Source organism: Rhizobium sp. BK650, from assembly GCF_014195325.1.
Lineage (GTDB): Bacteria > Pseudomonadota > Alphaproteobacteria > Rhizobiales > Rhizobiaceae > Rhizobium.
The window spans coordinates 374,228-394,236 of sequence record NZ_JACIBK010000002.1 but is presented as its reverse complement, the minus strand read 5'-3'; the positions used below and the strand labels follow the sequence as shown (position 1 = coordinate 394,236).

22 protein-coding genes are annotated in these 20,009 nt (G+C 59.1%); 11 read left to right on the top strand and 11 right to left on the bottom strand.

Annotated features, from left to right (window positions below; genetic code table 11):
- Positions 1–49: 49 nt before the first annotated feature.
- The gene (locus tag FHX15_RS06245; protein WP_184394659.1) at positions 50–2,041 is read right to left on the bottom strand and encodes a methyl-accepting chemotaxis protein; all 1,992 of its coding nucleotides are present in this window, start codon (positions 2,039–2,041) and stop codon (positions 50–52) included.
- A gap of 453 nt (positions 2,042–2,494) precedes the next feature.
- Here FHX15_RS06245 and rpmH point away from each other — a divergent pair, with 453 nt between their 5' ends.
- The 4 genes from rpmH to yihA all read left to right on the top strand — a co-directional run bounded on the left by rpmH (position 2,495) and on the right by yihA (position 5,646).
- A complete protein-coding gene (gene rpmH, locus FHX15_RS06240) occupies positions 2,495–2,629 on the top strand; it encodes a 50S ribosomal protein L34 (RefSeq protein ID WP_016552555.1) in 135 nt (44 codons plus the stop codon).
- Between the two features lie 23 nt (positions 2,630–2,652).
- Complete coding sequence (rnpA, locus tag FHX15_RS06235) at positions 2,653–3,054, top strand: ribonuclease P protein component (protein ID WP_184394657.1); 402 nt, start codon at positions 2,653–2,655, stop codon at positions 3,052–3,054.
- Complete coding sequence (gene yidC, locus FHX15_RS06230) at positions 3,054–4,847, top strand: membrane protein insertase YidC (RefSeq protein ID WP_184395350.1); 1,794 nt, start codon at positions 3,054–3,056, stop codon at positions 4,845–4,847. Before rnpA ends, yidC begins: the two co-directional genes overlap by 1 nt.
- 145 nt (positions 4,848–4,992) lie before the next feature.
- Positions 4,993–5,646, top strand: a complete 654-nt coding sequence (yihA, locus tag FHX15_RS06225; RefSeq protein WP_184394656.1) for a ribosome biogenesis GTP-binding protein YihA/YsxC — start codon at positions 4,993–4,995, stop codon at positions 5,644–5,646.
- Between the two features lie 44 nt (positions 5,647–5,690).
- Here the strand turns inward: yihA and FHX15_RS06220 are convergent, their stop codons facing one another.
- The 3 genes from FHX15_RS06220 to FHX15_RS06210 all read right to left on the bottom strand — a co-directional run bounded on the left by FHX15_RS06220 (position 5,691) and on the right by FHX15_RS06210 (position 7,608).
- Positions 5,691–6,245, bottom strand: coding sequence for a fasciclin domain-containing protein (locus tag FHX15_RS06220; protein ID WP_184394654.1), 555 nt, complete (start codon positions 6,243–6,245; stop codon positions 5,691–5,693).
- Positions 6,246–6,355: 110 nt separating this feature from the next.
- The gene (locus FHX15_RS06215; protein ID WP_184395347.1) at positions 6,356–7,075 is read right to left on the bottom strand and encodes an anti-sigma factor domain-containing protein; all 720 of its coding nucleotides are present in this window, start codon (positions 7,073–7,075) and stop codon (positions 6,356–6,358) included.
- Entirely contained in the window at positions 7,072–7,608 is a 537-nt protein-coding gene (locus FHX15_RS06210) for a sigma-70 family RNA polymerase sigma factor (RefSeq protein ID WP_184394652.1), read from the bottom strand. Before FHX15_RS06210 ends, FHX15_RS06215 begins: the two co-directional genes overlap by 4 nt.
- A gap of 156 nt (positions 7,609–7,764) precedes the next feature.
- Here FHX15_RS06210 and argB point away from each other — a divergent pair, with 156 nt between their 5' ends.
- Positions 7,765–8,652, top strand: a complete 888-nt coding sequence (gene argB / locus FHX15_RS06205; RefSeq protein ID WP_037100983.1) for an acetylglutamate kinase — start codon at positions 7,765–7,767, stop codon at positions 8,650–8,652.
- A 32-nt stretch (positions 8,653–8,684) separates the two neighbouring features.
- On the opposite strand, the gene FHX15_RS06200 is transcribed toward argB, so the two are convergent.
- Positions 8,685–9,530, bottom strand: coding sequence for an oxidoreductase (locus tag FHX15_RS06200; protein WP_184394650.1), 846 nt, complete (start codon positions 9,528–9,530; stop codon positions 8,685–8,687).
- 114 nt (positions 9,531–9,644) lie between these two features.
- Here FHX15_RS06200 and FHX15_RS06195 point away from each other — a divergent pair, with 114 nt between their 5' ends.
- Positions 9,645–10,562, top strand: a complete 918-nt coding sequence (locus FHX15_RS06195) for a LysR family transcriptional regulator (RefSeq protein WP_184394648.1) — start codon at positions 9,645–9,647, stop codon at positions 10,560–10,562.
- Here the strand turns inward: FHX15_RS06195 and FHX15_RS06190 are convergent.
- A complete protein-coding gene (locus FHX15_RS06190; RefSeq protein ID WP_184394647.1) occupies positions 10,547–11,317 on the bottom strand; it encodes an isocitrate lyase/phosphoenolpyruvate mutase family protein in 771 nt (256 codons plus the stop codon). The two genes, FHX15_RS06195 and FHX15_RS06190, sit on opposite strands and share 16 nt — an antisense overlap.
- The gene (locus tag FHX15_RS06185; protein ID WP_184394645.1) at positions 11,314–12,384 is read right to left on the bottom strand and encodes a bifunctional transcriptional activator/DNA repair enzyme AdaA; all 1,071 of its coding nucleotides are present in this window, start codon (positions 12,382–12,384) and stop codon (positions 11,314–11,316) included. Before FHX15_RS06185 ends, FHX15_RS06190 begins: the two co-directional genes overlap by 4 nt.
- Before the next feature lie 103 nt (positions 12,385–12,487).
- Between FHX15_RS06185 and FHX15_RS06180 the strand changes: the two genes are divergently transcribed.
- Positions 12,488–13,195, top strand: a complete 708-nt coding sequence (locus FHX15_RS06180) for a pyrimidine 5'-nucleotidase (RefSeq protein ID WP_184394643.1) — start codon at positions 12,488–12,490, stop codon at positions 13,193–13,195.
- Positions 13,196–13,297: 102 nt separating this feature from the next.
- Positions 13,298–13,921, top strand: coding sequence for an EF-hand domain-containing protein (locus FHX15_RS06175; RefSeq protein ID WP_184394642.1), 624 nt, complete (start codon positions 13,298–13,300; stop codon positions 13,919–13,921).
- A gap of 136 nt (positions 13,922–14,057) precedes the next feature.
- On the opposite strand, the gene FHX15_RS06170 is transcribed toward FHX15_RS06175, so the two are convergent.
- On the bottom strand, positions 14,058–14,924 hold the full coding sequence (locus FHX15_RS06170; RefSeq protein WP_184394641.1) for an LOG family protein: 867 nt from the start codon (positions 14,922–14,924) through the stop codon (positions 14,058–14,060).
- Positions 14,925–15,119: 195 nt separating this feature from the next.
- Between FHX15_RS06170 and dapD the strand changes: the two genes are divergently transcribed.
- From dapD to FHX15_RS06155, 3 genes are all read left to right on the top strand, one after another.
- Entirely contained in the window at positions 15,120–15,977 is an 858-nt protein-coding gene (dapD, locus tag FHX15_RS06165; RefSeq protein ID WP_184394640.1) for a 2,3,4,5-tetrahydropyridine-2,6-dicarboxylate N-succinyltransferase, read from the top strand.
- Between the two features lie 102 nt (positions 15,978–16,079).
- Positions 16,080–17,273: a succinyl-diaminopimelate desuccinylase gene (gene dapE / locus FHX15_RS06160; RefSeq protein WP_184394639.1), complete on the top strand. Its 1,194-nt coding sequence runs from the start codon at positions 16,080–16,082 to the stop codon at positions 17,271–17,273.
- A complete protein-coding gene (locus FHX15_RS06155) occupies positions 17,260–17,856 on the top strand; it encodes a hypothetical protein (protein ID WP_184394638.1) in 597 nt (198 codons plus the stop codon). The genes dapE and FHX15_RS06155 overlap by 14 nt, the downstream gene beginning before the upstream one ends.
- On the opposite strand, the gene arsC is transcribed toward FHX15_RS06155, so the two are convergent.
- From arsC to fmt, 3 genes are read right to left on the bottom strand one after another with little or no spacing between them, the layout of a single operon-like run.
- A complete protein-coding gene (gene arsC / locus FHX15_RS06150; RefSeq protein ID WP_184394637.1) occupies positions 17,857–18,261 on the bottom strand; it encodes an arsenate reductase (glutaredoxin) in 405 nt (134 codons plus the stop codon).
- The gene (gene truA, locus FHX15_RS06145) at positions 18,239–19,045 is read right to left on the bottom strand and encodes a tRNA pseudouridine(38-40) synthase TruA (protein ID WP_184394636.1); all 807 of its coding nucleotides are present in this window, start codon (positions 19,043–19,045) and stop codon (positions 18,239–18,241) included. The genes arsC and truA overlap by 23 nt, the downstream gene beginning before the upstream one ends.
- Positions 19,045–19,980, bottom strand: coding sequence for a methionyl-tRNA formyltransferase (gene fmt, locus FHX15_RS06140; RefSeq protein ID WP_184394635.1), 936 nt, complete (start codon positions 19,978–19,980; stop codon positions 19,045–19,047). Before fmt ends, truA begins: the two co-directional genes overlap by 1 nt.
- Positions 19,981–20,009 lie beyond the last annotated feature (29 nt).

Here is a 20,009-nt window from a genome sequence, read left to right as displayed (position 1 = left end):
ACGAAAACGCCGCCCGCAGGCGGCATTCCGATTTTCTGCTGAGGCAAGATCAGAATTCTTCCCAATTCTGTTCGGCAACGGCGGCTTTGCCGCCGAATGCGCGCGCGACGCGGCCTATCGCGCGGCGAGCCGGAGAGACGACCGGCTGATAATGATCCTGACGGACAACGGCGGCCGGCGCTTCGTTGGAAACCTTGAAACGGGAGATCAGGCGTAGGAGGCCATCGGCTTCGGCCGACAGTTTGTGCGTCGCAGCCGAGGTCTCTTCCACCATCGCGGCGTTTTGCTGCGTGACCTGGTCCATCTGGTTGACGGCCGTGTTGACTTCCTTAAGGCCGGTCGACTGTTCCTTCGCTGCAGTCGCGATCGAATGGATATGGTCGTTGATGGCAATGACCCTTGTCTCGATTTCGGAAAGCGCCTCTCCCGTCGCCTGGACAAGCTTGACGCCGACCTGCACTTCATCGCCGGATTTGGTAATGAGCGCCTTGATATCCTTGGCCGCAGTCGCCGAGCGCTGGGCGAGTTCGCGCACCTCCTGCGCGACGACGGCAAAGCCCTTGCCGGCTTCACCGGCACGCGCAGCCTCAACGCCGGCATTCAGGGCGAGAAGGTTGGTCTGGAAGGCGATCTCATCGATGACGTTGATAATCTGGCTGATCTCTCGGGAGGCCTGTTCGATGCGCCCCATGGCATCGACTGCGTTGCGAACCACGACGCCGGAGCGGCCGGCATTTTCCTTTGCCTCGGAGACCATGACGGTCGCTTCCTGTGCGCGTTCGGTCGAATTCAGAACAACGGCCGTGATCTCGTCGAGAGCAGCGGAGGTTTCCTCCAGTGCGGCAGCCTGCTGCTCCGTACGTTTGGAGAGGTCGTCGCTGGCGTTCCTGAGTTCGTTGGTATTGCCGTTGATCGCTTCGGTCGTCTCGCGCACTTCGCGCATGGTCGTCTGCAGCGTCACGAACGTACTGTTGACGTTACTCTGCAGTTCGGCAAAAGCACCCTGGAACTGACCGCGCATGGTCTGCGTAAGATCGCCTTCGGCAAGGCTTGCAAGGACGCGGCGGGTTTCGTTGACGCCGGTATCGACGCTCGACAGCAACCTGTTAATATTGCCGGCGAACTGATTGAGGCTCTCGTCCTCATAATCCTTGTCGATGCGGTGGCTGAAATCGCCGGCGGCAGCGGCAGCCACGACGACCGACATGCTGGACTGCAGGTCGTCACTCTTTGCACGCATCGCAGCCTCCTGGGCATTCATACGTTGGATGACGAGGCCATTTTCTTTGAAGACGGCGACAGCGGCAGCCATTTCGCCAATTTCATCCTTGCGGCCGGCAAAAGGCACCTCGGCCTGGAAATTACCGTTTGCGACTTCCTTGATCGCGTGCGTCACCTTCTTGATCGGCCGGCTCAGATGGCTCGTGCCGATATAGAAGCCCATGCCGACGCCGGCTGCAATGCCGATACCGGTGATGCTCAAAACCAGCATCAGTATCCAGCTACGGAAATCCTCGATCTCATCGTGGACCCGCGTCAGCTCTGCCTTATCGGTGTTGACGACGGCGTCGATCTCTGCCTGAAAGGCCTTGCGGTTGGCGCGATTGGCGTCGTTGTTGCCCTGCTCATTGGCTGCCTGCAAGCTGACCTCTGTGCCGAGGCGGGCCGTTTCCGTGCGGAAGGTACGGAATTCCTTGGCACGGTCCACAAGCTTGGCGAAGGAATCCTTCTGGCTGTCAGGCACCAGCGGCGCCCAGCCGGCGACGACCTTGTCGATCTCATCCAGATCGGCCATCAGGCCCTTGGCGAAACCCGGCGTCTGTTCAAGGCTCTTTGCAGCATAGATGCCGCGCGCTTCCATGACGACGGCGGTGACGAAGCGGTTGAGGCGTTCGCCGGCATAGGCCCGGGCTGCCGCATGTTCGTAAGCTGTGAGCTTTTCATTGTATTCGCGCATCGCAGAGAGCGCGGTGGCACCAATCAGAAGCGCAACGCCGCCCATGACTGAAACAAGAAGATTGATTTTGCCGCGAATTTTCAACGAACGCTCCCTCGCTTTGCACAGCGCCTGGAAAGCACATTCCCAGCCGACAGGTAGAAGATCGGGTAAATTCGTTAATGTTGTATTTCGAATATTAACAATAATAACTACAGGAAATTACCCGTATTTTGCCGCGATAGACCGACTGCTTCGTCTGAAATCGAGCATTTCCAGGGAATAAAGCTGCAGCTGTAAGCTTGCGGACCCCTTAAATAGAAATATGCAACCAGATAGCGAGGCGACACATTGGTTAACACCGCTGTGCGAAATCTTGCCTTCCACCGCTGAGATCCAGCGAATCCGACCACGTTAATTGACTTTGGAAAGCTTCATCCGTATAAGCCGCCGCACGTCCGGTCATTCAAGGTCTTTCGCGACCTAGCCCGTTCGAAAAACCACGCTCCTTGCATTATGCAAATTCAAGAAGGGCCGCACTCCGCGGTGTTTAAATAAATGAAGCGTACATATCAGCCCTCGAAGCTTGTTCGCAAGCGCCGCCACGGTTTCCGTGCGCGTATGGCCACTAAGGGCGGCCGTAAGGTCATCGTTGCTCGCCGCGCACGCGGCCGCAAGCGTCTTTCGGCCTAAGGCCGGAATTGCCCGATAGAATAATGACGGGCGACTTGAAGACTAAAGAAGACAAAAAGATTGTCGGGCGGCTGAAGAGCCGCCCGCAATTTCTTGCAGTCCGCGAAGGCGAAAAGCGCCGTGGCAGTCTCTTCCTTCTCGAGGTCCTGAACCGCAAGGAAGAAGACAGCGAAGCCCGCGTCGGCTTCACCGTCACTAAAAAACATGGCAATGCAGTCGAGAGAAACCGCATGCGGCGACGCCTCAAAGAGGCGGTGCGGCTTCATGCAGGGTTTGCAATGCGGCCCGGACACGACTATGTGGTTGTCGCCCGCAGGGACGTATTGACCGCGTCCTTCGATGAACTGGCCACCGAGCTGAAAGCCCGCGTGGAAACCAGGCCGAAACACAGGCGCCCGAAAGACGAGCGCCCCAGGAACGTATGATGGAAAACAACCGCAATTACTTCATTGCGATCGCTCTCTCGGTGCTGATCGTCCTTGGCTGGCAGTTCCTCTATATGAACCCACGCATCGAGACCCAGCGCAAAGCCCAGGAAGCCCAGAAGGCGCAGCAGCAGACCGAGCAGACGCAGAAGCCGGCAGCCAGCAGCCAGGGCGCCGCCCAGACAAATGGTGCCGCCCCGACCGGTCAGGCCGCCGCGACCGCGACCCGTGAAGAAGCACTTGCGAAGACCCCCCGCGTTGTCATCGACACTGCAGCCCTTTCCGGCTCCGTCAATCTCATCGGTGCCCGCCTCGACGATCTGAGGCTCAAGGGCTATCACGAGACCGTCGACGACTCGAGCCCGATTATCACGCTCTTCTCGCCGGCTGAAACCAAAGACGGCTATTTCACCGAACTCGGTTATGTCGGCGGCGATGCGATCGGCACCGTTCCCGGGCCGTCCACCGTCTGGACCGCCCCCGACGGCGCAAAGCTCACGGAAAAGACGCCGGTGACGCTGACCTATACCAATGACAGGGGCATCACCTTCGCCCGCACGATCTCCGTCGACGAACGCTATATGTTTACGGTGACGGACAAGATCCAGAATACGGGCGAGACACCTATTTCCCTCTCCTCCTACGGCCGTGTCACGCGCTACAACAAGCCGACGACGCCATCCGTGTACGTTCTTCATGAGGGCTTCATCGGCGTCATCGGCGACGACGGCCTGATCGAGAGCAAGTATACGGCGGTTGAGAAGGAAGCTGTTACGCCGGCCAAATCCACCGGCGGTTGGCTCGGCATCACCGACAAATATTGGGCTGCAACGGTCATCCCGCCGCAACAGACGGCCTATGACGCCCGCTTCTCGCATTTCACCGATGGTCAGCCGCGTTATCAGGCAGATTACAAGGGCGATGCCTTTACGATTGCTCCCGGTCAGTCTGTCGAAATCAGGAACATGGTGTTTGCCGGAGCCAAGGAAGTTCCCGTCATCGACGGTTACGAAACAACCTACAATATTCCGCGCTTCGACCGCCTGATCGACTGGGGCTGGTTCTATTTCATTACCAAGCCGATGTTCAAGCTGATGGACTTCTTCTTCCGCTACTTCGGCAATTTCGGTGTGGCGATCCTCTGCACGACCATCGTGGTCAAAGCGCTGTTCTTCCCGCTCGCCAGCAAGCAGTATGCTTCGATGGCGAACATGAAGCGCATGCAGCCGAAAATGGAAGAGCTGAAGGCCAAGTTCGGCGACGACCGCATGGGTCTGCAGCAGGCGACGATGCAGCTCTACAAGGAAGAGAAGATCAACCCGATCGCCGGCTGCTGGCCGGTGGCGCTGCAGATCCCGATCTTCTTCTCGCTCTACAAGGTGATCTACATCACTATAGAGATGCGCCATGCGCCGTTCTTCGGCTGGATCAAGGACCTCTCAGCGCCCGATCCGACGTCTATCGTCAACCTGTTCGGCCTGCTGCCCTTCGAGGCTCCGACCCTGCTGCATCTCGGCGTCTGGCCGCTGATCATGGGTATCACCATGTTCTTGCAGATGCGTATGAACCCGACGCCGCCTGATCCGACGCAGGCGATGATCTTCAACTGGATGCCGCTGGTCTTCATGTTCATGCTGGCAAGCTTCCCGGCTGGTCTCGTCATCTATTGGGCCTGGAACAATACGCTTTCGGTGATCCAGCAGTCGGTCATCATGAAGCGCCACGGCGTGAAGATCGAGCTCTTCGACAATCTGAAGGGCATATTCAAACGAAAACCGGCGCCATCGAAATAATCGGCCGGAAATAATCGGAAAGCCCCGCTCCGGCGGGGCTTTTTGTTTCGATCCTCAGGATCGCACAGCCGTCGCGAATCTTGACAATCCATCTTAAAAACACGAAGCCGGTTTCATTCCCGAACCCGGAGATTGCAGAATTCATATGACTGAAATCGCAAAGCCGCTCTTCGGCCATCCCTGGATCTTCATCCGCGGCGTGCCTTCCCTGAAATTCCTTCCGCCGGAAGGACCACTGGAAGTCGCTTTCGCCGGCCGCTCGAATGTCGGCAAGTCGTCTCTGATCAATGCACTCGTCGGTCAGAAAGGCCTGGCGCGAACCTCCAATACGCCCGGACGCACGCAAGAGCTCAACTACTTCGTTCCCGACGGCTATTCCGGTGAAGGCAAAGACCTGCCGCCAATGGCGCTGGTCGACATGCCGGGCTATGGTTACGCGCAGGCACCGAAGGAACAGGTGGATGCCTGGACGAAACTCGTTTTCGACTATCTGCGCGGCCGCGCCACGTTGAAGCGCGTTTATGTCCTGATCGACAGCCGCCACGGCATCAAGAAGAACGACGATGACGTTCTGACGCTGCTCGACAAGGCGGCTGTCTCCTATCAGATCGTGTTGACCAAGACGGACAAGATCAAGGCACCCGCCGTACCCAAACTGATTGCCGAAACATCGGAGAAGATCCGCAAGCGTCCTGCTGCCTATCCGGCCGTGCTGTCCACGTCCTCGGAAAAGAATGAGGGGCTGGACGAATTGCGGCAGGCGATTGCCGAGACGGTCGGCATCAGCAACTGGAAATAACAGAGGCGCCGAATGGCGCCTCAATTGCGGCTGACACCTCGGGTCTACATCTTCGGCAGCAGCACCTTGTCGACGACGTGAATGACGCCGTTCGACTGTTTAACGTCGGCTATGGTGACGTGGGCGACATCGCCGTTTTCATCCGTCAGCGTGATTTTGCCCATGCTTTCCTTGGCCTTGATCACGCAGCCGCCGACCGTCTTAATGTCATGCTCACCGCCATCGTCCTTGATCATTTTGGCGACGGTCTTGGACAGGGCATTGGCTGCAACGACATGACAGGTGAGGATCTTGACGAGCTTGCCCTTGTTTTCGGGTTTCAGCAGTGCATCGACGGTGCCCTTCGGCAGGGCGGCAAAGGCCTCGTTGGTTGGTGCAAAGACGGTGAATGGGCCCTTGCCTTCCAGCGTGCCGACAAGGCCGGCGGCTTTAACGGCAGCGACTAGCGTGGTGTGATCCTTGGAGTTGACGGCGTTCTCGACGATGTTCTTATTCGCATACATCGCGGCACCGCCGACCATCGGGTTTGCCTGGGCGGCGAAAGCGATTGCTGAAAAGGCGGCGGCGAGCGCTGTGGCACGCAATGCGGACTTGATCATGACTTTCTCCTCTGCACCCGGTCGCAGCCGCCGGCTTTATGCCTTGCGCCGCCCGGATATCAGCAACTACGGAAGGCGCTGCAGAAGAGTTTCAGGAAAAATTCCTTTGTTTACGGCCGACGGAGCGAGCCGCTAGCCAGAACGGGACCGGTCGGTTGATGGTTGGGCGAGCCACCGAATGGCTCCAGGCTGACCGCGAGCGTCACGCCATCGGAAATCTGGCCGCGCAGATCCGTCGGGATCACCAGTTCGCCATCCATGCCGGGCTGGAAAATGCCGAGGGAGCGAGGCGTACCGGCTGCAGGCATCAGCCAGAGTTCAAGCGATTTCTCTTCGGGCTTGCCAGCCGCAACCGGTACGATCTTCAACCTGCCGCTCTGGACTTGGTAAGACGCCGCCAGATTGACCTGATTGCCCTGCCCCGAAAGGTCGGCTACCAGCGGCGGCATTGTCGGAGGCTGCGGCACGAGGCCCCAGGCGAAGGCAATCACACCAAGCGTGACGGCAAGTGAGGCAAATGCCACCGAGCGCCAAAAAACCGCGGAATTCCACAACCCATGCGAAAACCGCGGCGTAGTTTCCGTATCGGCAAAGAGTCGGGCTTCTATCTGCCTGAAAGTCTCGCGGCTCGGTGCAGCCGTACCATATTCATCGTTGAAGCTGGAGAGATTGACCTCCCAGCGACTGACGATGGCAGCAAACTGCCGGTCGCGGCGCATTCGCTCCTCTACGATCCTGCGGTCCTGAAGTGAGAGGACACCGAGCACATACTCGCCGGCAAGAACCTCATCCCGCGAGCGGTCTCCCTTGCTTCTGTCGGGCGATGTCATCGTTCCATGCACTCTCTCAGTTTCAGCAGGCTTCGTCTTAGCCATGTCCGCATCGTGTTCAGCGGGACACCAAACTGATCGGCCAGTTCCTGATAGCTCTGTCCTTCGACATAAGCCCGTTTCACCGCGACCGCACGGTCAGCTTCCAACTCTTCCATGCAGGTGTCAATCCGCCTTCCTTCATCCCTTATCACGACTTGCGTTTCCGGATCAGGATCAGCATCGGCGAGATCGAGCACGCTATCGATTTCGTCGGCTATGGGCTTGCGTGCTCTCATCGTGTCGATCGATTGATTGCGCGCTATTGCCGCAAGCCACGCAGCCGATGTGGCGGAGCCGGCCGTAAAGGCGCCGGCGCGCTGCCATATCTTGATGTAGACCTCCTGTAATACCTCTTCCGCCTCGTTCCTGTTTCCAAGAATACGCAGGCAGATCGCCAGAAGTTTCGGGCTGGTCCGATTATAGAGCGCAGCGAAGGCCTTTCGGTCGCCAAGCGCAATACGGCCGATCAAATCTGAAAAATCGCCAATCATGTCGCCCTCGGGTGAACGATTTCCGCTTCGATAGTTTCTTTATGAGCTGGCAGGTTCCCAGGTCGACCTTAGATACGAAAAACTATTGCGTGCCGGATTATTCCATCCGTCAAAAACTTGAGATAAAAGGCCGCGATCAATTCCGCGGGGTCCCCCATGAACGAGTCCGAAAGCGAAATCCAGGCACGTCTTCTCGCTCAGGCGCTGCCTTTCATGCAGCGCTATGAAAACAAGACGATCGTCGTGAAGTACGGCGGCCACGCCATGGGCAATCCCGAACTCGGCAAGGCCTTCGCCAGCGATATCGCGCTTCTGAAACAATCCGGCGTCAACCCGATCGTCGTGCATGGCGGCGGCCCGCAGATCGGCGCGATGCTGACGAAGATGGGTATCGAGTCGAAATTCGAGGGCGGCCTGCGCGTTACCGACCAGAAGACGGTCGAGATCGTCGAAATGGTTCTCGCCGGCTCGATCAACAAGGAAATCGTCGCGCTGATCAATCAGACCGGTGAATGGGCGATCGGCCTCTGCGGCAAGGACGGCAACATGGTCTTTGCGGAAAAGGCGCGCAAGACCGTCAAGGACCCAGATTCCAACATCGAGCGCGTGCTCGATCTCGGTTTCGTCGGCGAAGTGGTCGAAGTCGACCGCACGCTGCTCGATCTTCTGGCTCGCTCCGAGATGATCCCGGTCATTGCGCCGGTTGCTCCTGGCCGCGACGGCGCGACCTACAATATCAACGCCGACACCTTCGCCGGCGCCATCGCCGGCGCTTTGAACGCCACACGCCTGCTATTCCTGACGGATGTGCCCGGCGTGCTCGACAAGCAGGGCAAGCTCATCAAGGAGCTCTCGGTCGCCGAAGCCCACGCGCTGATCGCCGACGGCACGATTTCAGGCGGCATGATCCCGAAGGTCGAAACCTGCATCGACGCGATCAAGGCCGGCGTGCAGGGCGTCGTTATCCTGAACGGTAAGACTGCCCATTCGGTTCTGCTGGAAATCTTCACCGAGCACGGCGTCGGCACGCTGATCGTTCCCTGATTGAAAGAGGCGCTCTTTTGTGGCGCCTTTTCTCATGCTTCGACAAAGCTCGTCGAAAGTGTCAGATCTTCCCAGTCGTCGATTTCGGCGCTCAGGTTCTTGAGCTTATCGCGAACGAGTTGGAGCGCATCGGGGCCGAGCAGCAAATGCACCGGCGGATTTTCGGCCTCTACCAACGCCATGACGGCAGCCGCTGCCTTGCGAGGATCGCCGGCCTGTTTGCCGCTCTTTTCCTCCCGTGCCCTACGGATTGGATCAAAGAGCGCGTCGTAATCGGCAATGCTCCTGCCACTGCGTATCATCGAGCGTCCAGCCCAGTCAGTGCGGAATGAGCCAGGCGCCACTGCCGTGACCGCGATACCGAAGTCCTTTACCTCCTTTGCCAGAACCTCGCTCATGCCTTCCAGCGCAAATTTGCTGCCGCAATAATACGCAATGCCCGGCATGGTGATGAAGCCGCCCATGGATGTGATGTTAATGATACGGCCCGCCCGCCGCCGGCGCATGAACGGCAGGACGGCCTTCATCATTCCGACCGCCCCGAAGACATTGACCTCGAATTGCCTGCGCATTTCCTCGATCGGCGATTCCTCCATCGTCCCCTCATGCCCATAGCCAGCATTGTTGATGAGGACATTCACCGGACCGATCGAACGCTCAATTCCGGCAACGATAGGCACGATTGCCTTGGTATCGGCGACATCGAGCTGGACGGCATGAGCGCGGCCGGGCGCCAGGCACTCAAACGTTGCAGCGGCTTCATCATTGCGCACCGTACCAACCACCCTATGACCTCTTTCCAGTGCCGCTTCCGCAAAGGCACGGCCAAAACCGGAGCTGACACCGGTAATCAGGAACTGCTTTTCATTTAAACTCATTGGGAAGTCCTTTCCTGCTTCGCGTGACGAGATGACGCGCCTCGCCATGTGGTGAGCCGGGAGAGGTTGTTCCAATATATTGCACAGGCTCATTCGATATCTTAGAAGTATGGAATGGAACTGCGTCACCTTCGATATTTCATCGCCGTAGCCGAAGAACTGAATTTTACGCGTGCGGCGCGTCGGGTCGGCATCGGTCAGCCACCACTCAGCAATCAGATTCGCGATCTTGAAAACGAGATCGGTACGGCGCTCTTTCGGCGCCTGCCGAACGGCGCGGAACTGACGGAAGCGGGCAAGGCCTTCCTGCCCGAAGTCCGGGCGATCCTGTTCCAGGCGGAACAGGCAAAGCGATCTGCCATTCGCGCAGCGCGCGGTGAGAGCGGGCGGCTGCGGGTTGGCTTCACGAGTTCAGCGGTTTTCAATCCGCTCGTACCCGCCGCAGTGAATGCTTTCCGCGAGAAATACGCTGATGTCGAGTTCAGCCTGGAAGAAGCGCCCACTACACGGTTGCTGGAACAACTGGATGTGGAAGAGCTCGACGCCGTGTTCGTCCGCCCAGGCAGTGGCGATCAGATGAAAGCCCGATGCCACCTGCTGGCTGAAGAGCGCATGGTCATCGCACTGCCATCAAGAGATCCCCGGTCGGAAGCAGAGGCATTGCGCCTTGACGAAGTCGCTGAAGAGAGCTTCGTGCTCTTTCCGCGCGAGGCGGGCACTGGCTTTTTCGACGATATTATCGCCGCGTGCCGGCAAGCGGGATTTGAACCCATCCTTGGCCAGCTCGCGCCGCAGATCACATCAATCCCCAGCCTGATCGCCGTCGGCCTCGGCGTCTCGATCGTGCCGGCGGAGATGGTAAAGATCAATGTTCCCGGCGTTCGCTATATTGCCATTGAAGGCGAGGCGCCGAAAGCGAGGTTGACGCTCGCAACCCGGCGCGACGAGCGCTCCCCCATAGTTCGCAATTTCCTGACCCAGGCGCTTGGTGTAAAGCCGAGCCTTGCCAGCCAAGGTCAGTTCGGCGAATAGATCGCCGCGGCCGCTTCCCTGAGCTTTTCCATCATGGCTCGATACGGCCCCGGACCATAGCTGATGCGAGAAACGCCGAGCCTTGCGAGATGAGCCGGATCGGGCGCGCCTGCCTTCATCATGATATTGACGGGCAGCGTAGAGGCCGCACAGATCCTCTCGATCAGCGCCGGCTCGATGAGACCGGGTACGAAGAAGCCGCTGGCACCCGCAGCCGCATAGGCCTTGCCACGCTCTATCGCCGCGTCGACCAGTTCTCCATGTCTGGACCCATCGCCTTCCTGCAAGAAGAGGTCGGTGCGGGCGTTGATGAAGAAATCGATGCCCCGCGCCTCGGCCATTTCCCTGATGGCGCGGATACGGGCCGCCTGTGCTTCGATAGAATGAAGGCCGGTTTCGCCTACCTTCTGATCCTCGAAATTGATACCGACAGCGCCGACCTCGATCAGCTTTGCGACATTGGCGGCGGCACCGGCAGGCTCGGTCGAATAGCCGCCTTCGAAATCGACGGAGAGCGGCAGGTCGTTGACGGCGGTGATCGAGCGCGCCGTCTCGATCAGCACGTTCATCGGAAGCTTTTGGCCGTCGCCATAACCATGGGCGGCGGCCACTGACCAGCTTCCAGTCGCAAGCGCCTTCGCGCCCGCGTCCGTCACGGCTTTGGCCGTTCCAGCGTCCCAGATGTTATATAGAATGACAGGAGCACCTTTGCGGTGCAGCGCCCTGAAAAGCTCGGCTTTCTCGGTCTGGTTCATGCTGTCCTCTCCATCTTGGGTACACTGATCTTTTCCTCGTGACGCAGCAGCCATTGCTTGCGCCAGAGTCCACCGCCATAGCCCGTCAGCGATCCGTCTGCGCCGAGGATGCGATGGCAGGGAACAATGACGGCGAGCTGGTTCGCGCCATTGGCGCGGCCGACGGCGCGGACAACTTCGGGGCGTTCCATCTCTCTTGCGAGATCGCCATAGGCACGCGTCTGGCCGACGGGGATTTCGATGAGCTTGGCCCAGACGTGTTTTTCAAAGGGCGTACCACCGAGCGCCAGCGGTGTCTTGAAGACGGTCAGCCGTCCCTGGAAATAGTCGCCGATCTCCGCCTCGATCTGGTCGATCGCCGGCGTGCGGCCGATCGCAACCGAAGAGCGGAGGCGCCTCTGCAGCGCCTCGAGTTCGGCCGGCAACGCTTTGCGGTCGTGAAATTCGAGAAGATGAAGATGCGTCTTGTCGGCAACCGCGACCATCGGCCCGAGCGGCGTATCGAACCAATCGGCAAACAAGAGCTCGCGATTCTGCGAGAGCGCTGGCGCCTTGCCGACGAGGCGTTGGAAGGCTGCCCGGAAGCCACTTGGTGATTCATAGCCCGCATCCAGCTGCGCATCGATGGCACGTGCGCCATGGGCGAGCTGTCGAGCAGCCTCTCCCAACCGGCGATACCGGGCGATATCGTGGAACGTCATGCCCAGCGCGCGCTTGAAGGCACGGCGCACGGTTGATGGATCATAGCCCCTGCGAACAAGCTCATCTTCTGTCCAGCGCATTTGCGGCTCACTGTCCAGTTGTGCCAGCAGTTCATCGACGATCGGCTCTCGGCCAGGCTGTTCCAGCGGCCTGCAGCGTTGACACGGCCGAAAGCCGGAATGGATGCAGGCGGCGATCGTCTCGAAGAAGATGGTGTTTTCCCGCTTCGGCTTGCGTGCTGGGCAAGTTAGACGGCAGAAGATGCCTGTCGTCTTCACACAGACATAGGCCTGGCCCTCATAATCGGCGCTGCGGGCGATCAGGGCATCGTAGAGCGTATCATCATTGGGGCGTTCGAAAAGCATGCCCGCTTTCTAGCATCCCGCGTTCGCGCCGTCCGCCGAAAATCGGGCGTCTATTTTGTCTTCGTGATTTGCTTGACGCCGCAGCCGTGCCATAAGGGCGGCCATGACAAAGATCGACCGTACGCCCAGCAAGAACGATTTCGAGCATGTAACGGAATGGGTCTTCGACCTCGACAACACGCTCTATCCGCATCACGTCAATCTGTTCGCCCAGATCGACAAGAACATGACCGCCTATGTCTCGGCGCTCCTACAGATGGATCACGATGAGGCACGAAAGCTGCAGAAGCAATACTACTACGATCATGGCACGACGCTGCAGGGTCTGATGATCCATCACGGGGTCGATCCCAACGACTTTCTCGAAAAAGCCCATGCGATCGACTATTCGGCGCTGACCCCGCAGCCGGAACTTGCCGAAGCCATTAAATCCCTGCCGGGCAGGAAGTTCATCTTCACCAATGGCAGCGTCAGGCATGCGCAGGCGACTGCCGGCGCACTCGGCATTCTCGATCATTTCGACGACATCTTCGATATCGTGGCAGCCGACTACCTGCCGAAGCCGGCGCAGGCGACCTACGACAAGTTCACGGCGCTGAAGCAGGTCGAAACTGGCAAGGCGGCCATGTTCGAGGATCTGCCGCGGAATCTGACTGTGCCAAAGGCGCTCGGCATGCAAACCGTTCTGCTCGTGCCGCGCAATCTCGAAGATACCGTTGTCGAATGGTGGGAGAAGACAAGCGGCGAGGACGATCACATCGATTTCGTCACCGACGACCTTGCTGATTTTCTGAAGAAGATTACCGCCTGAATTACCAAAATTTCATTCATCTTACAGATGTTTAATTGGGCTGTGGCAGTCTTCGGCCCTACCTTTCGTAATGAGGGACATCCTACGAAAGGACGCACTGATATGTACCGCAACAAGCTTATCCTGACGGCGCTTTCTTCTGTTCTTCTTCTCGGCGCAGCCGCCGGGGCCAGCTTCGCAGCACCGGGCGACCGGCCTGATCGTCCGGGACACCATGGAAAGATGGAGCATGGCATGATGGGCGGACCACGTGGCGCCGCATTTCGCGAAATTGCCTTTGTGCGCATGCTGAAGCAGTTCGACGCTAACAAGGACGGACAGGTTTCCAGGCAAGAGGCAACCGACGGCATGGAGAAGATCTTTGCCGCAATCGATACTAATCATGATGGCTCGTTGACCCCTGGCGAAATCCGCGAATACCGTCAGGCTCAGTTCAAGGCTCGCCGCGAAGCTGCCTCAGTCAAGCAGGGCGACGCTGATGACGATGCCGCGCCTGACATGGCTGAAAGCAATGATCATCGCCGCCCGGACCGGGACGGTCGTCACGAGATGCGCATGCGCATCATGGGTGCTTCGCTGATGATGCATCGCATCGATACCGATGAGAACGGCCAGATCAGCAAGCAGGAGGCGGAAGCCGCCTTTACCAAGTTTTTCGATCGTATGGACCGCAACAAGGACGGTGTGATCTCGATAGACGATATGCCCGACCGCCCCTTCCTGTAATAGTAAGGCAGTGGTTGTCCTTCACTGAATATTGTCGGGTTTTACCTTCACTCGAAGCCCTCTTCCCGTCCGGGGGAGAGGGCTTTTTCACGCAGTCTACGATGCAAAAACACCGCATAGTCGCGCTGAAAGTGCGCTATTCGCGGTGCTCATAAAAGTCCTGCACAATTTTCCAGGCCTCGTCGGCCGTATCGACGAAGCTGATCAGGTTTACGTCTTCAGGCGCGATCGTACCGAACTCGGCGAGCGCATCGAAATTGATGATACTGTGCCAGAATTTGGAGCCGAAAAGGAGCAGCGGGATACGCTCCATGCGGCCGGTCTGGATCAAGGTCAGGCATTCGAAGAATTCATCTAGCGTGCCGAAGCCGCCCGGGAAGACCGCGACCGCTTTAGCGCGTACCATGAAGTGCATCTTTCGGATCGCGAAATAGTGGAAATTGAAGCTGAGCTCGGGCGTCACGTAGGCATTCGGAGCTTGCTCATGCGGCAGCACGATATTGAGACCGATCGAGGGCGCGCCTTCATCGGCTGCACCACGGTTACCAGCTTCCATGACGCCAGGTCCACCGCCGGTGACGACGACATATTCGCGGAAGTCGAAGCCGGCTGCATAGCGCGAGCAGAGACGGGCGAATTTGCGGGCTTCGTCGTAATAGACCGATGCGGCTTCGAGGTTCGCACGCTGAGTCTCGTTGCGGGCCGCCCAAGCGCTCTGCCCGGGAGCCGGAATACGGGCGCCGCCGAACATGACGACGGTTGACGTGATGCCGCGCTCGGCCATCAGCATTTCCACCTTCAGAAGTTCGAGCTGCAGGCGGATCGGGCGTAGTTCCTCACGGCAAAGGAAATCCTCGTCCACATAAGCAAGACGATAGGCCGGCGAAAGCGTCTGCGGCGTCTTCGGAACGGCTTCGGCGCGCTGCCTGTCGCTCGAACTGCTCTTCAACGGATCCCAGACACCGTCCTTGCGCCGCGCGCCACCGTTTCTTGCCTTTGCCATATCGAAATGCCTTTCAGTGTCACCGGTCACAAGTGATCGGATATGTCGCTATAACGCCTTGAATCCAGATATGATCTTGTCCGAAAAATCATTCCATTTTACGGGCGCTTGCTGTAGATCGGGTGACAACCCGCCAACCGCAATTCCGGAGACTCCGCTGTCTCCACGATATAGATCGAAGTTTAAGGAATTCCCATGAGCGCCATCGACCTCCCATCCCTCGGAAAGACCATCGAAACCGCTTTCGACAATCGCGACAATGTGAACACGTCGACGAAGGGCGAAGTGCGCGATGCCGTCGAGGCGGCTCTAAATTTGCTCGACGAGGGCAAGGCACGCGTGGCCGAACGCGGCGCCGACGGCGCCTGGAAAGTCAATCAATGGCTGAAGAAGGCCGTGCTGCTCTCCTTCCGCCTCAACGACATGGAAGTCGTCAAGGGCGGCCCCGGCCAGGCAACCTGGTGGGACAAGGTTCCCTCGAAGTTTGAAGGTTGGGGCGAGAACCAGTTCCGCGCTGCCGGCTTCCGTGCCGTGCCGAATGCGGTCGTACGCCGCTCGGCCTATATCGCTCCTAACGCTATCCTGATGCCGTCTTTCGTCAATCTGGGGGCTTATGTCGGCGAAGGCACGATGGTCGATACCTGGGCGACCGTCGGCTCCTGCGCGCAGATCGGCAAGCATGTGCATCTCTCCGGCGGCGTCGGCATCGGCGGCGTTCTGGAGCCGATGCAGGCCGGCCCGACGATCATCGAGGACAATTGCTTCATCGGCGCCCGTTCGGAAGTGGTCGAAGGCTGCATCGTGCGTGAAGGCTCGGTGCTCGGCATGGGCGTGTTCATCGGCAAGTCGACCAAGATCGTCGACCGTGCCACCGGCGAAATCACCTATGGCGAAGTACCGCCCTATTCCGTCGTCGTTGCAGGCTCCCTGCCATCGGACAAGACCATGGCGAACGGCCAGCCGGCGCCGAACCTCTATTGCGCAGTCATCGTCAAGCGCGTTGATGAACAGACCCGTTCCAAGACGGGCATTAACGAACTGCTCCGCGATTGATGACAGGCCGATATTGATCCGGTAAACAGTCGGCGTCTTTTTGGGCAAGGCGGCTCGCGCTTTGCCACGTCTTTGCCATTCCCACTAGATAATTCGACCGCCATGACCGCCACGAACCCTGTTGCCAATCTTCAGACATTGATCCGCTGCCCGTCCGTGACGCCGGCGGAGGGCGGAGCGCTGTCTGCGCTGGAAGCCATGCTTTCGCCGCTCGGTTTCAAAGTCAATCGGATGGTAGCGAAAGAGACCGGCACGCCCGACGTCGAAAACCTCTACGCCCGCCTCGGTACAGAAGGACCGCATCTGATGTTTGCGGGACATACCGATGTGGTGCCGATCGGCGACGAAGATGCCTGGACGCATCCACCCTTTGCCGCCGAGATTTCCGACGGTGAGCTTTTCGGTCGCGGCGCGGTCGACATGAAGGGCGGCATTGCCTGCTTTGCAGCCGCCGTCGCCCGGCATGTCGGAAAGCATGGCGCGCCGAAAGGTTCGATTTCCTTCCTCATCACCGGAGACGAGGAAGGTCCATCGATCAACGGCACGATCAAACTCTTACAATGGGCGGCTGAACGCGGCGAGACGTGGGATGCCTGCGTCGTCGGCGAGCCGACCAACCCGAACAAGCTCGGCGACATGATCAAGATCGGCCGTCGCGGTTCGCTCTCCGGAAAGATCGTCGTGCATGGGGTGCAGGGCCATGCCGCCTATCCGCATCTTGCCGACAATCCCGTGCGTGGCATGCTGCAGCTGACCCAGGCGCTCATGGATCCGCCCTTCGACGCAGGCACCGACAATTTCCAGCCGTCCAACCTCGAAGTAACGACCATCGATGTCGGCAATCCGGCGACGAATGTCATTCCGGCTAGGGCTTCTGCGAGCTTCAACATCCGTTTCAACGACACCTGGACGGCCGATACGCTGCGGTCCGAGATCATCAGGCGCCTCGATGCGGCCGCCGCTGACGGCGCTTTGCGGCCGGACCGCGAGCCGGTGAAATACGAAATCATCTGGGCCGACCGCCCGAGCCATGTCTTCCTGACGCGTAACAACGCTCTGATCGCCTCATTGTCGTCAGCTGTCGAAAGCGTCACGGGCGCATCGCCGGCACTATCGACCACAGGCGGCACCTCGGACGCGCGCTTCATCAAGGATTATTGCCCGGTCGTGGAATTCGGTCTTGTCGGTCAGACCATGCACATGGTCGACGAGCGGGTCGCCGTTGCGGATCTGGAGACGCTGACGGCGATCTACGAGACCTTCATCGAACGATGGTTTGCGAATGCCGGGCTTTAGAGAGGTTCAATATTATCTCGCCGGCATCTGGTTGCTGATCAAGCTCGATCAGCGCGGCTTTAGATTCCTGGACATATCTGATCGCGGTGTCGACCGATCGTTCTGGGCAATCGTCTGGTGCCTGCCGCCGACGGGCATTTCCTGGCTCTGGTGGCGCAATGCGTTTCTACGATCCATGCCGCCGGAGACGGATGTCGGATTTCCCTTCTATTTCCGGCTTGGGCTCGTCGAGCTCGCGAACTGGTTCGTGCCGCTTGTCTTCGCCGGCCTGCTGCTGCTTGCCTTCCGCATGGGCGAGCGCTTTGCGCCTCTCGTCGTCAGCGTAAATTGGCTTGGCGTCCCGCTCGCCTATATTAACGGGCTGCTGCTGGCGTTGGTCTTCTTCCTGCCCGGCTCCGTCGGCGTCGTTTCACTCCTGCTGCTGGTTTTCATGCTGGCACAGGTCTTTGTGCTGGCGCGTATCCTCAGGATGATCTGCCACGGCCATGCTCTGATGGTCGGCGCCCTGACGCTGGTGCTCCTTGTGCCTTCGATGATGCTGTCGGAATATCTTCAGAATTTTCTGGGCATCTATCCGGCGTGATCAGCTCAGGTTGACGATTTCACCATCTTCCTTGGTGAAGGCTCCGATATCTGGATTGGGCAGAATTTCTAGCACCGCTTCAGATGGGCGGCACAAGCGCGCGCCCTTTTCCGTCACCACGATCGGCCTGTTGATAAGGATCGGATGCGCCATCATCGCATCGAGCAATTGTTCATCGCTCAGATCAGGTTTGTCCAGCCCCAGTTCATCATAGGGCGTTCCCTTCTGACGTAGCAGATCGCGGACGGAGATGCGCATCGCAGTGATCAACTCGACAAGCTTTTCGCGCGCAGGAGGCGTCTTCAGATATTCGATAATCTGAGGCTCCTCGCCGGACTGGCGGATCATCGCCAACGTATTGCGCGACGTGCCGCATGCGGGATTATGATAGATCGTCACCGTCATCGTTGTCATCCACATGTTTGCGGCGATCGGTGATCACTTCAGGATAATCGACCTGCATGAAGTAGAGCCCGTCCGGCGGCGCCACAGGACCGCAGGCCTTGCGATCGCGTGCGTCGAGCGCTGCCCGCACATCGCCAGGCGTCCACTTGCCCTCGCCTGCGAGCTTCAGCGTTCCGGCGAAGGAGCGGATCTGATTGTGCAGGAAGCTCTGGGCGGTAGCGCGAATCTCGATCAGCTCGCCGCTGCGCGTCACATCCAGCCGGTCGAGCGTGCGCACCGGGCTGTTTGCCTGGCAGTGCGCAGAACGAAAGGTGGAAAAATCGTGCTTTCCAACGAGCGTCTGGGCTGCAGCATGCATGATCTCGTGATCGAGCACCTTCGGCACCCACCAAGCCTTGCCCGCTTCCAACGCCAGTGGCGCGCGGCGACTGATGATGCGATAGAGATAATGCCGGCGGAGTGCGGAAAAGCGGGCGTCGAAGAATTCGCTTGCAACTTCGGCATTCAAGATCGCCACTTTTTCGCCGGCAAGCTTCAGATGAGCGTTCAGCGCATTCTGCAGCTTGAAAGGCGACCATTCCTTCGAAAGATCGGCGTGGATGACCTGCCCCAGAGCATGAACGCCGGAATCGGTGCGCCCCGCGCCGCGGATGGAAACGGTGTCGCCTGATGCCGAGAAGATCGCCTGTTCAATCGCGCCCTGCACGGAAGGCCCATTGTCCTGGCGCTGCCAGCCGACATAGGGGCCGCCGTCATATTCGACGATCATGCGGTATCGCGGCATCAGGTAAGCCTCGTACCCGTGGCAAGCGGCGTACCACGCAGGAAGTCGGCCGCGGCAAGCGGCTTGCCACCGGCTTTCTGAAGCTTGGTGAGGCTGACGGCGCCTGCGCCGCAGGCAACTACGAGATCGTCCGTCAGAAGCGTGCCGGCTGTGCCCTCACCCGTCGCAAGCTCCGAGCCGAGCACCTTGACGCGCTCCGTCTTGCCGTTGCTATCGAGTTCAAACCAGGCGCCGGGGAACGGCGCGAGACCGCGAATGTGATTGTGGACGTCTTTGGCGTCACGGCTGAAATCGATGCGCGTTTCCGCCTTGTCGATCTTGGCGGCATAGAGCACGCCTTCAGCTGGCTGCGGGGTCAGTGGCAGGTCGTTCATCTCAAGCTTGACCATGGCTTCGGCCATTGCCTTTGCGCCGATATACATCAGCCTGTCATGCAGCTCGCCGGCCGTCATGTTGGGGCCGATCTCGACCTCCCGCGTCAGTGCCACGTCGCCGGTATCGAGGCCTTTATCCATCTTCATGATCATCATGCCGGTCTTTGTATCGCCTGCCAGGATCGCTCGCTGGATGGGAGCCGCACCGCGCCAGCGCGGCAGCAGCGAGGCATGGCCGTTATAGCAGCCGTAACGCGTGCCGGTGAGGATCGCTTCGGGCAGCAACAGGCCATAGGCGACAACGACGCCGACATCCGCACGCAGCCCACGGAAGCGCTCACGCTCCTCCGGATCCTTGAAATTGATCGGCGTGAACACCGGCAGGCCCAGCAACTCGGCCGCCTGATGCACCGGCGATTTCTGAAGATCGAGCCCCCGCCGTCCACCGGGTCGGGGCGGCTGGGTATAGACGGCCACGATCTGGTGGCCGGCTTCGACGAGCAGGCGCAGCGTCGGGACGGAAAAATCAGGCGTGCCCATGAAAACGATACGAAGAGACATTCTATCTCGCCAATTGAGGATCAACCGTC

Excerpts from the sequence above, each read along its gene's own strand:
- rpmH (WP_016552555.1), top strand. The coding sequence starts at position 2,495 with ATGAAGCGTACATATCAGCCCTCGAAGCTTGTTCGCAAGCGCCGCCAC.
- rnpA (WP_184394657.1), top strand. The coding sequence starts at position 2,653 with ATGACGGGCGACTTGAAGACTAAAGAAGACAAAAAGATTGTCGGGCGG.
- yidC (WP_184395350.1), top strand. The coding sequence starts at position 3,054 with ATGGAAAACAACCGCAATTACTTCATTGCGATCGCTCTCTCGGTGCTG.
- yihA (WP_184394656.1), top strand. The coding sequence starts at position 4,993 with ATGACTGAAATCGCAAAGCCGCTCTTCGGCCATCCCTGGATCTTCATC.
- FHX15_RS06220 (WP_184394654.1), bottom strand. The coding sequence starts at position 6,245 with ATGATCAAGTCCGCATTGCGTGCCACAGCGCTCGCCGCCGCCTTTTCA.
- FHX15_RS06215 (WP_184395347.1), bottom strand. The coding sequence starts at position 7,075 with ATGACATCGCCCGACAGAAGCAAGGGAGACCGCTCGCGGGATGAGGTT.
- FHX15_RS06210 (WP_184394652.1), bottom strand. The coding sequence starts at position 7,608 with ATGATTGGCGATTTTTCAGATTTGATCGGCCGTATTGCGCTTGGCGAC.
- argB (WP_037100983.1), top strand. The coding sequence starts at position 7,765 with ATGAACGAGTCCGAAAGCGAAATCCAGGCACGTCTTCTCGCTCAGGCG.
- FHX15_RS06200 (WP_184394650.1), bottom strand. The coding sequence starts at position 9,530 with ATGAGTTTAAATGAAAAGCAGTTCCTGATTACCGGTGTCAGCTCCGGT.
- FHX15_RS06195 (WP_184394648.1), top strand. The coding sequence starts at position 9,645 with ATGGAACTGCGTCACCTTCGATATTTCATCGCCGTAGCCGAAGAACTG.
- FHX15_RS06190 (WP_184394647.1), bottom strand. The coding sequence starts at position 11,317 with ATGAACCAGACCGAGAAAGCCGAGCTTTTCAGGGCGCTGCACCGCAAA.
- FHX15_RS06185 (WP_184394645.1), bottom strand. The coding sequence starts at position 12,384 with ATGCTTTTCGAACGCCCCAATGATGATACGCTCTACGATGCCCTGATC.
- FHX15_RS06180 (WP_184394643.1), top strand. The coding sequence starts at position 12,488 with ATGACAAAGATCGACCGTACGCCCAGCAAGAACGATTTCGAGCATGTA.
- FHX15_RS06175 (WP_184394642.1), top strand. The coding sequence starts at position 13,298 with ATGTACCGCAACAAGCTTATCCTGACGGCGCTTTCTTCTGTTCTTCTT.
- FHX15_RS06170 (WP_184394641.1), bottom strand. The coding sequence starts at position 14,924 with ATGGCAAAGGCAAGAAACGGTGGCGCGCGGCGCAAGGACGGTGTCTGG.
- dapD (WP_184394640.1), top strand. The coding sequence starts at position 15,120 with ATGAGCGCCATCGACCTCCCATCCCTCGGAAAGACCATCGAAACCGCT.
- dapE (WP_184394639.1), top strand. The coding sequence starts at position 16,080 with ATGACCGCCACGAACCCTGTTGCCAATCTTCAGACATTGATCCGCTGC.
- FHX15_RS06155 (WP_184394638.1), top strand. The coding sequence starts at position 17,260 with ATGCCGGGCTTTAGAGAGGTTCAATATTATCTCGCCGGCATCTGGTTG.
- arsC (WP_184394637.1), bottom strand. The coding sequence starts at position 18,261 with ATGACGGTGACGATCTATCATAATCCCGCATGCGGCACGTCGCGCAAT.
- truA (WP_184394636.1), bottom strand. The coding sequence starts at position 19,045 with ATGCCGCGATACCGCATGATCGTCGAATATGACGGCGGCCCCTATGTC.
- fmt (WP_184394635.1), bottom strand. The coding sequence starts at position 19,980 with ATGTCTCTTCGTATCGTTTTCATGGGCACGCCTGATTTTTCCGTCCCG.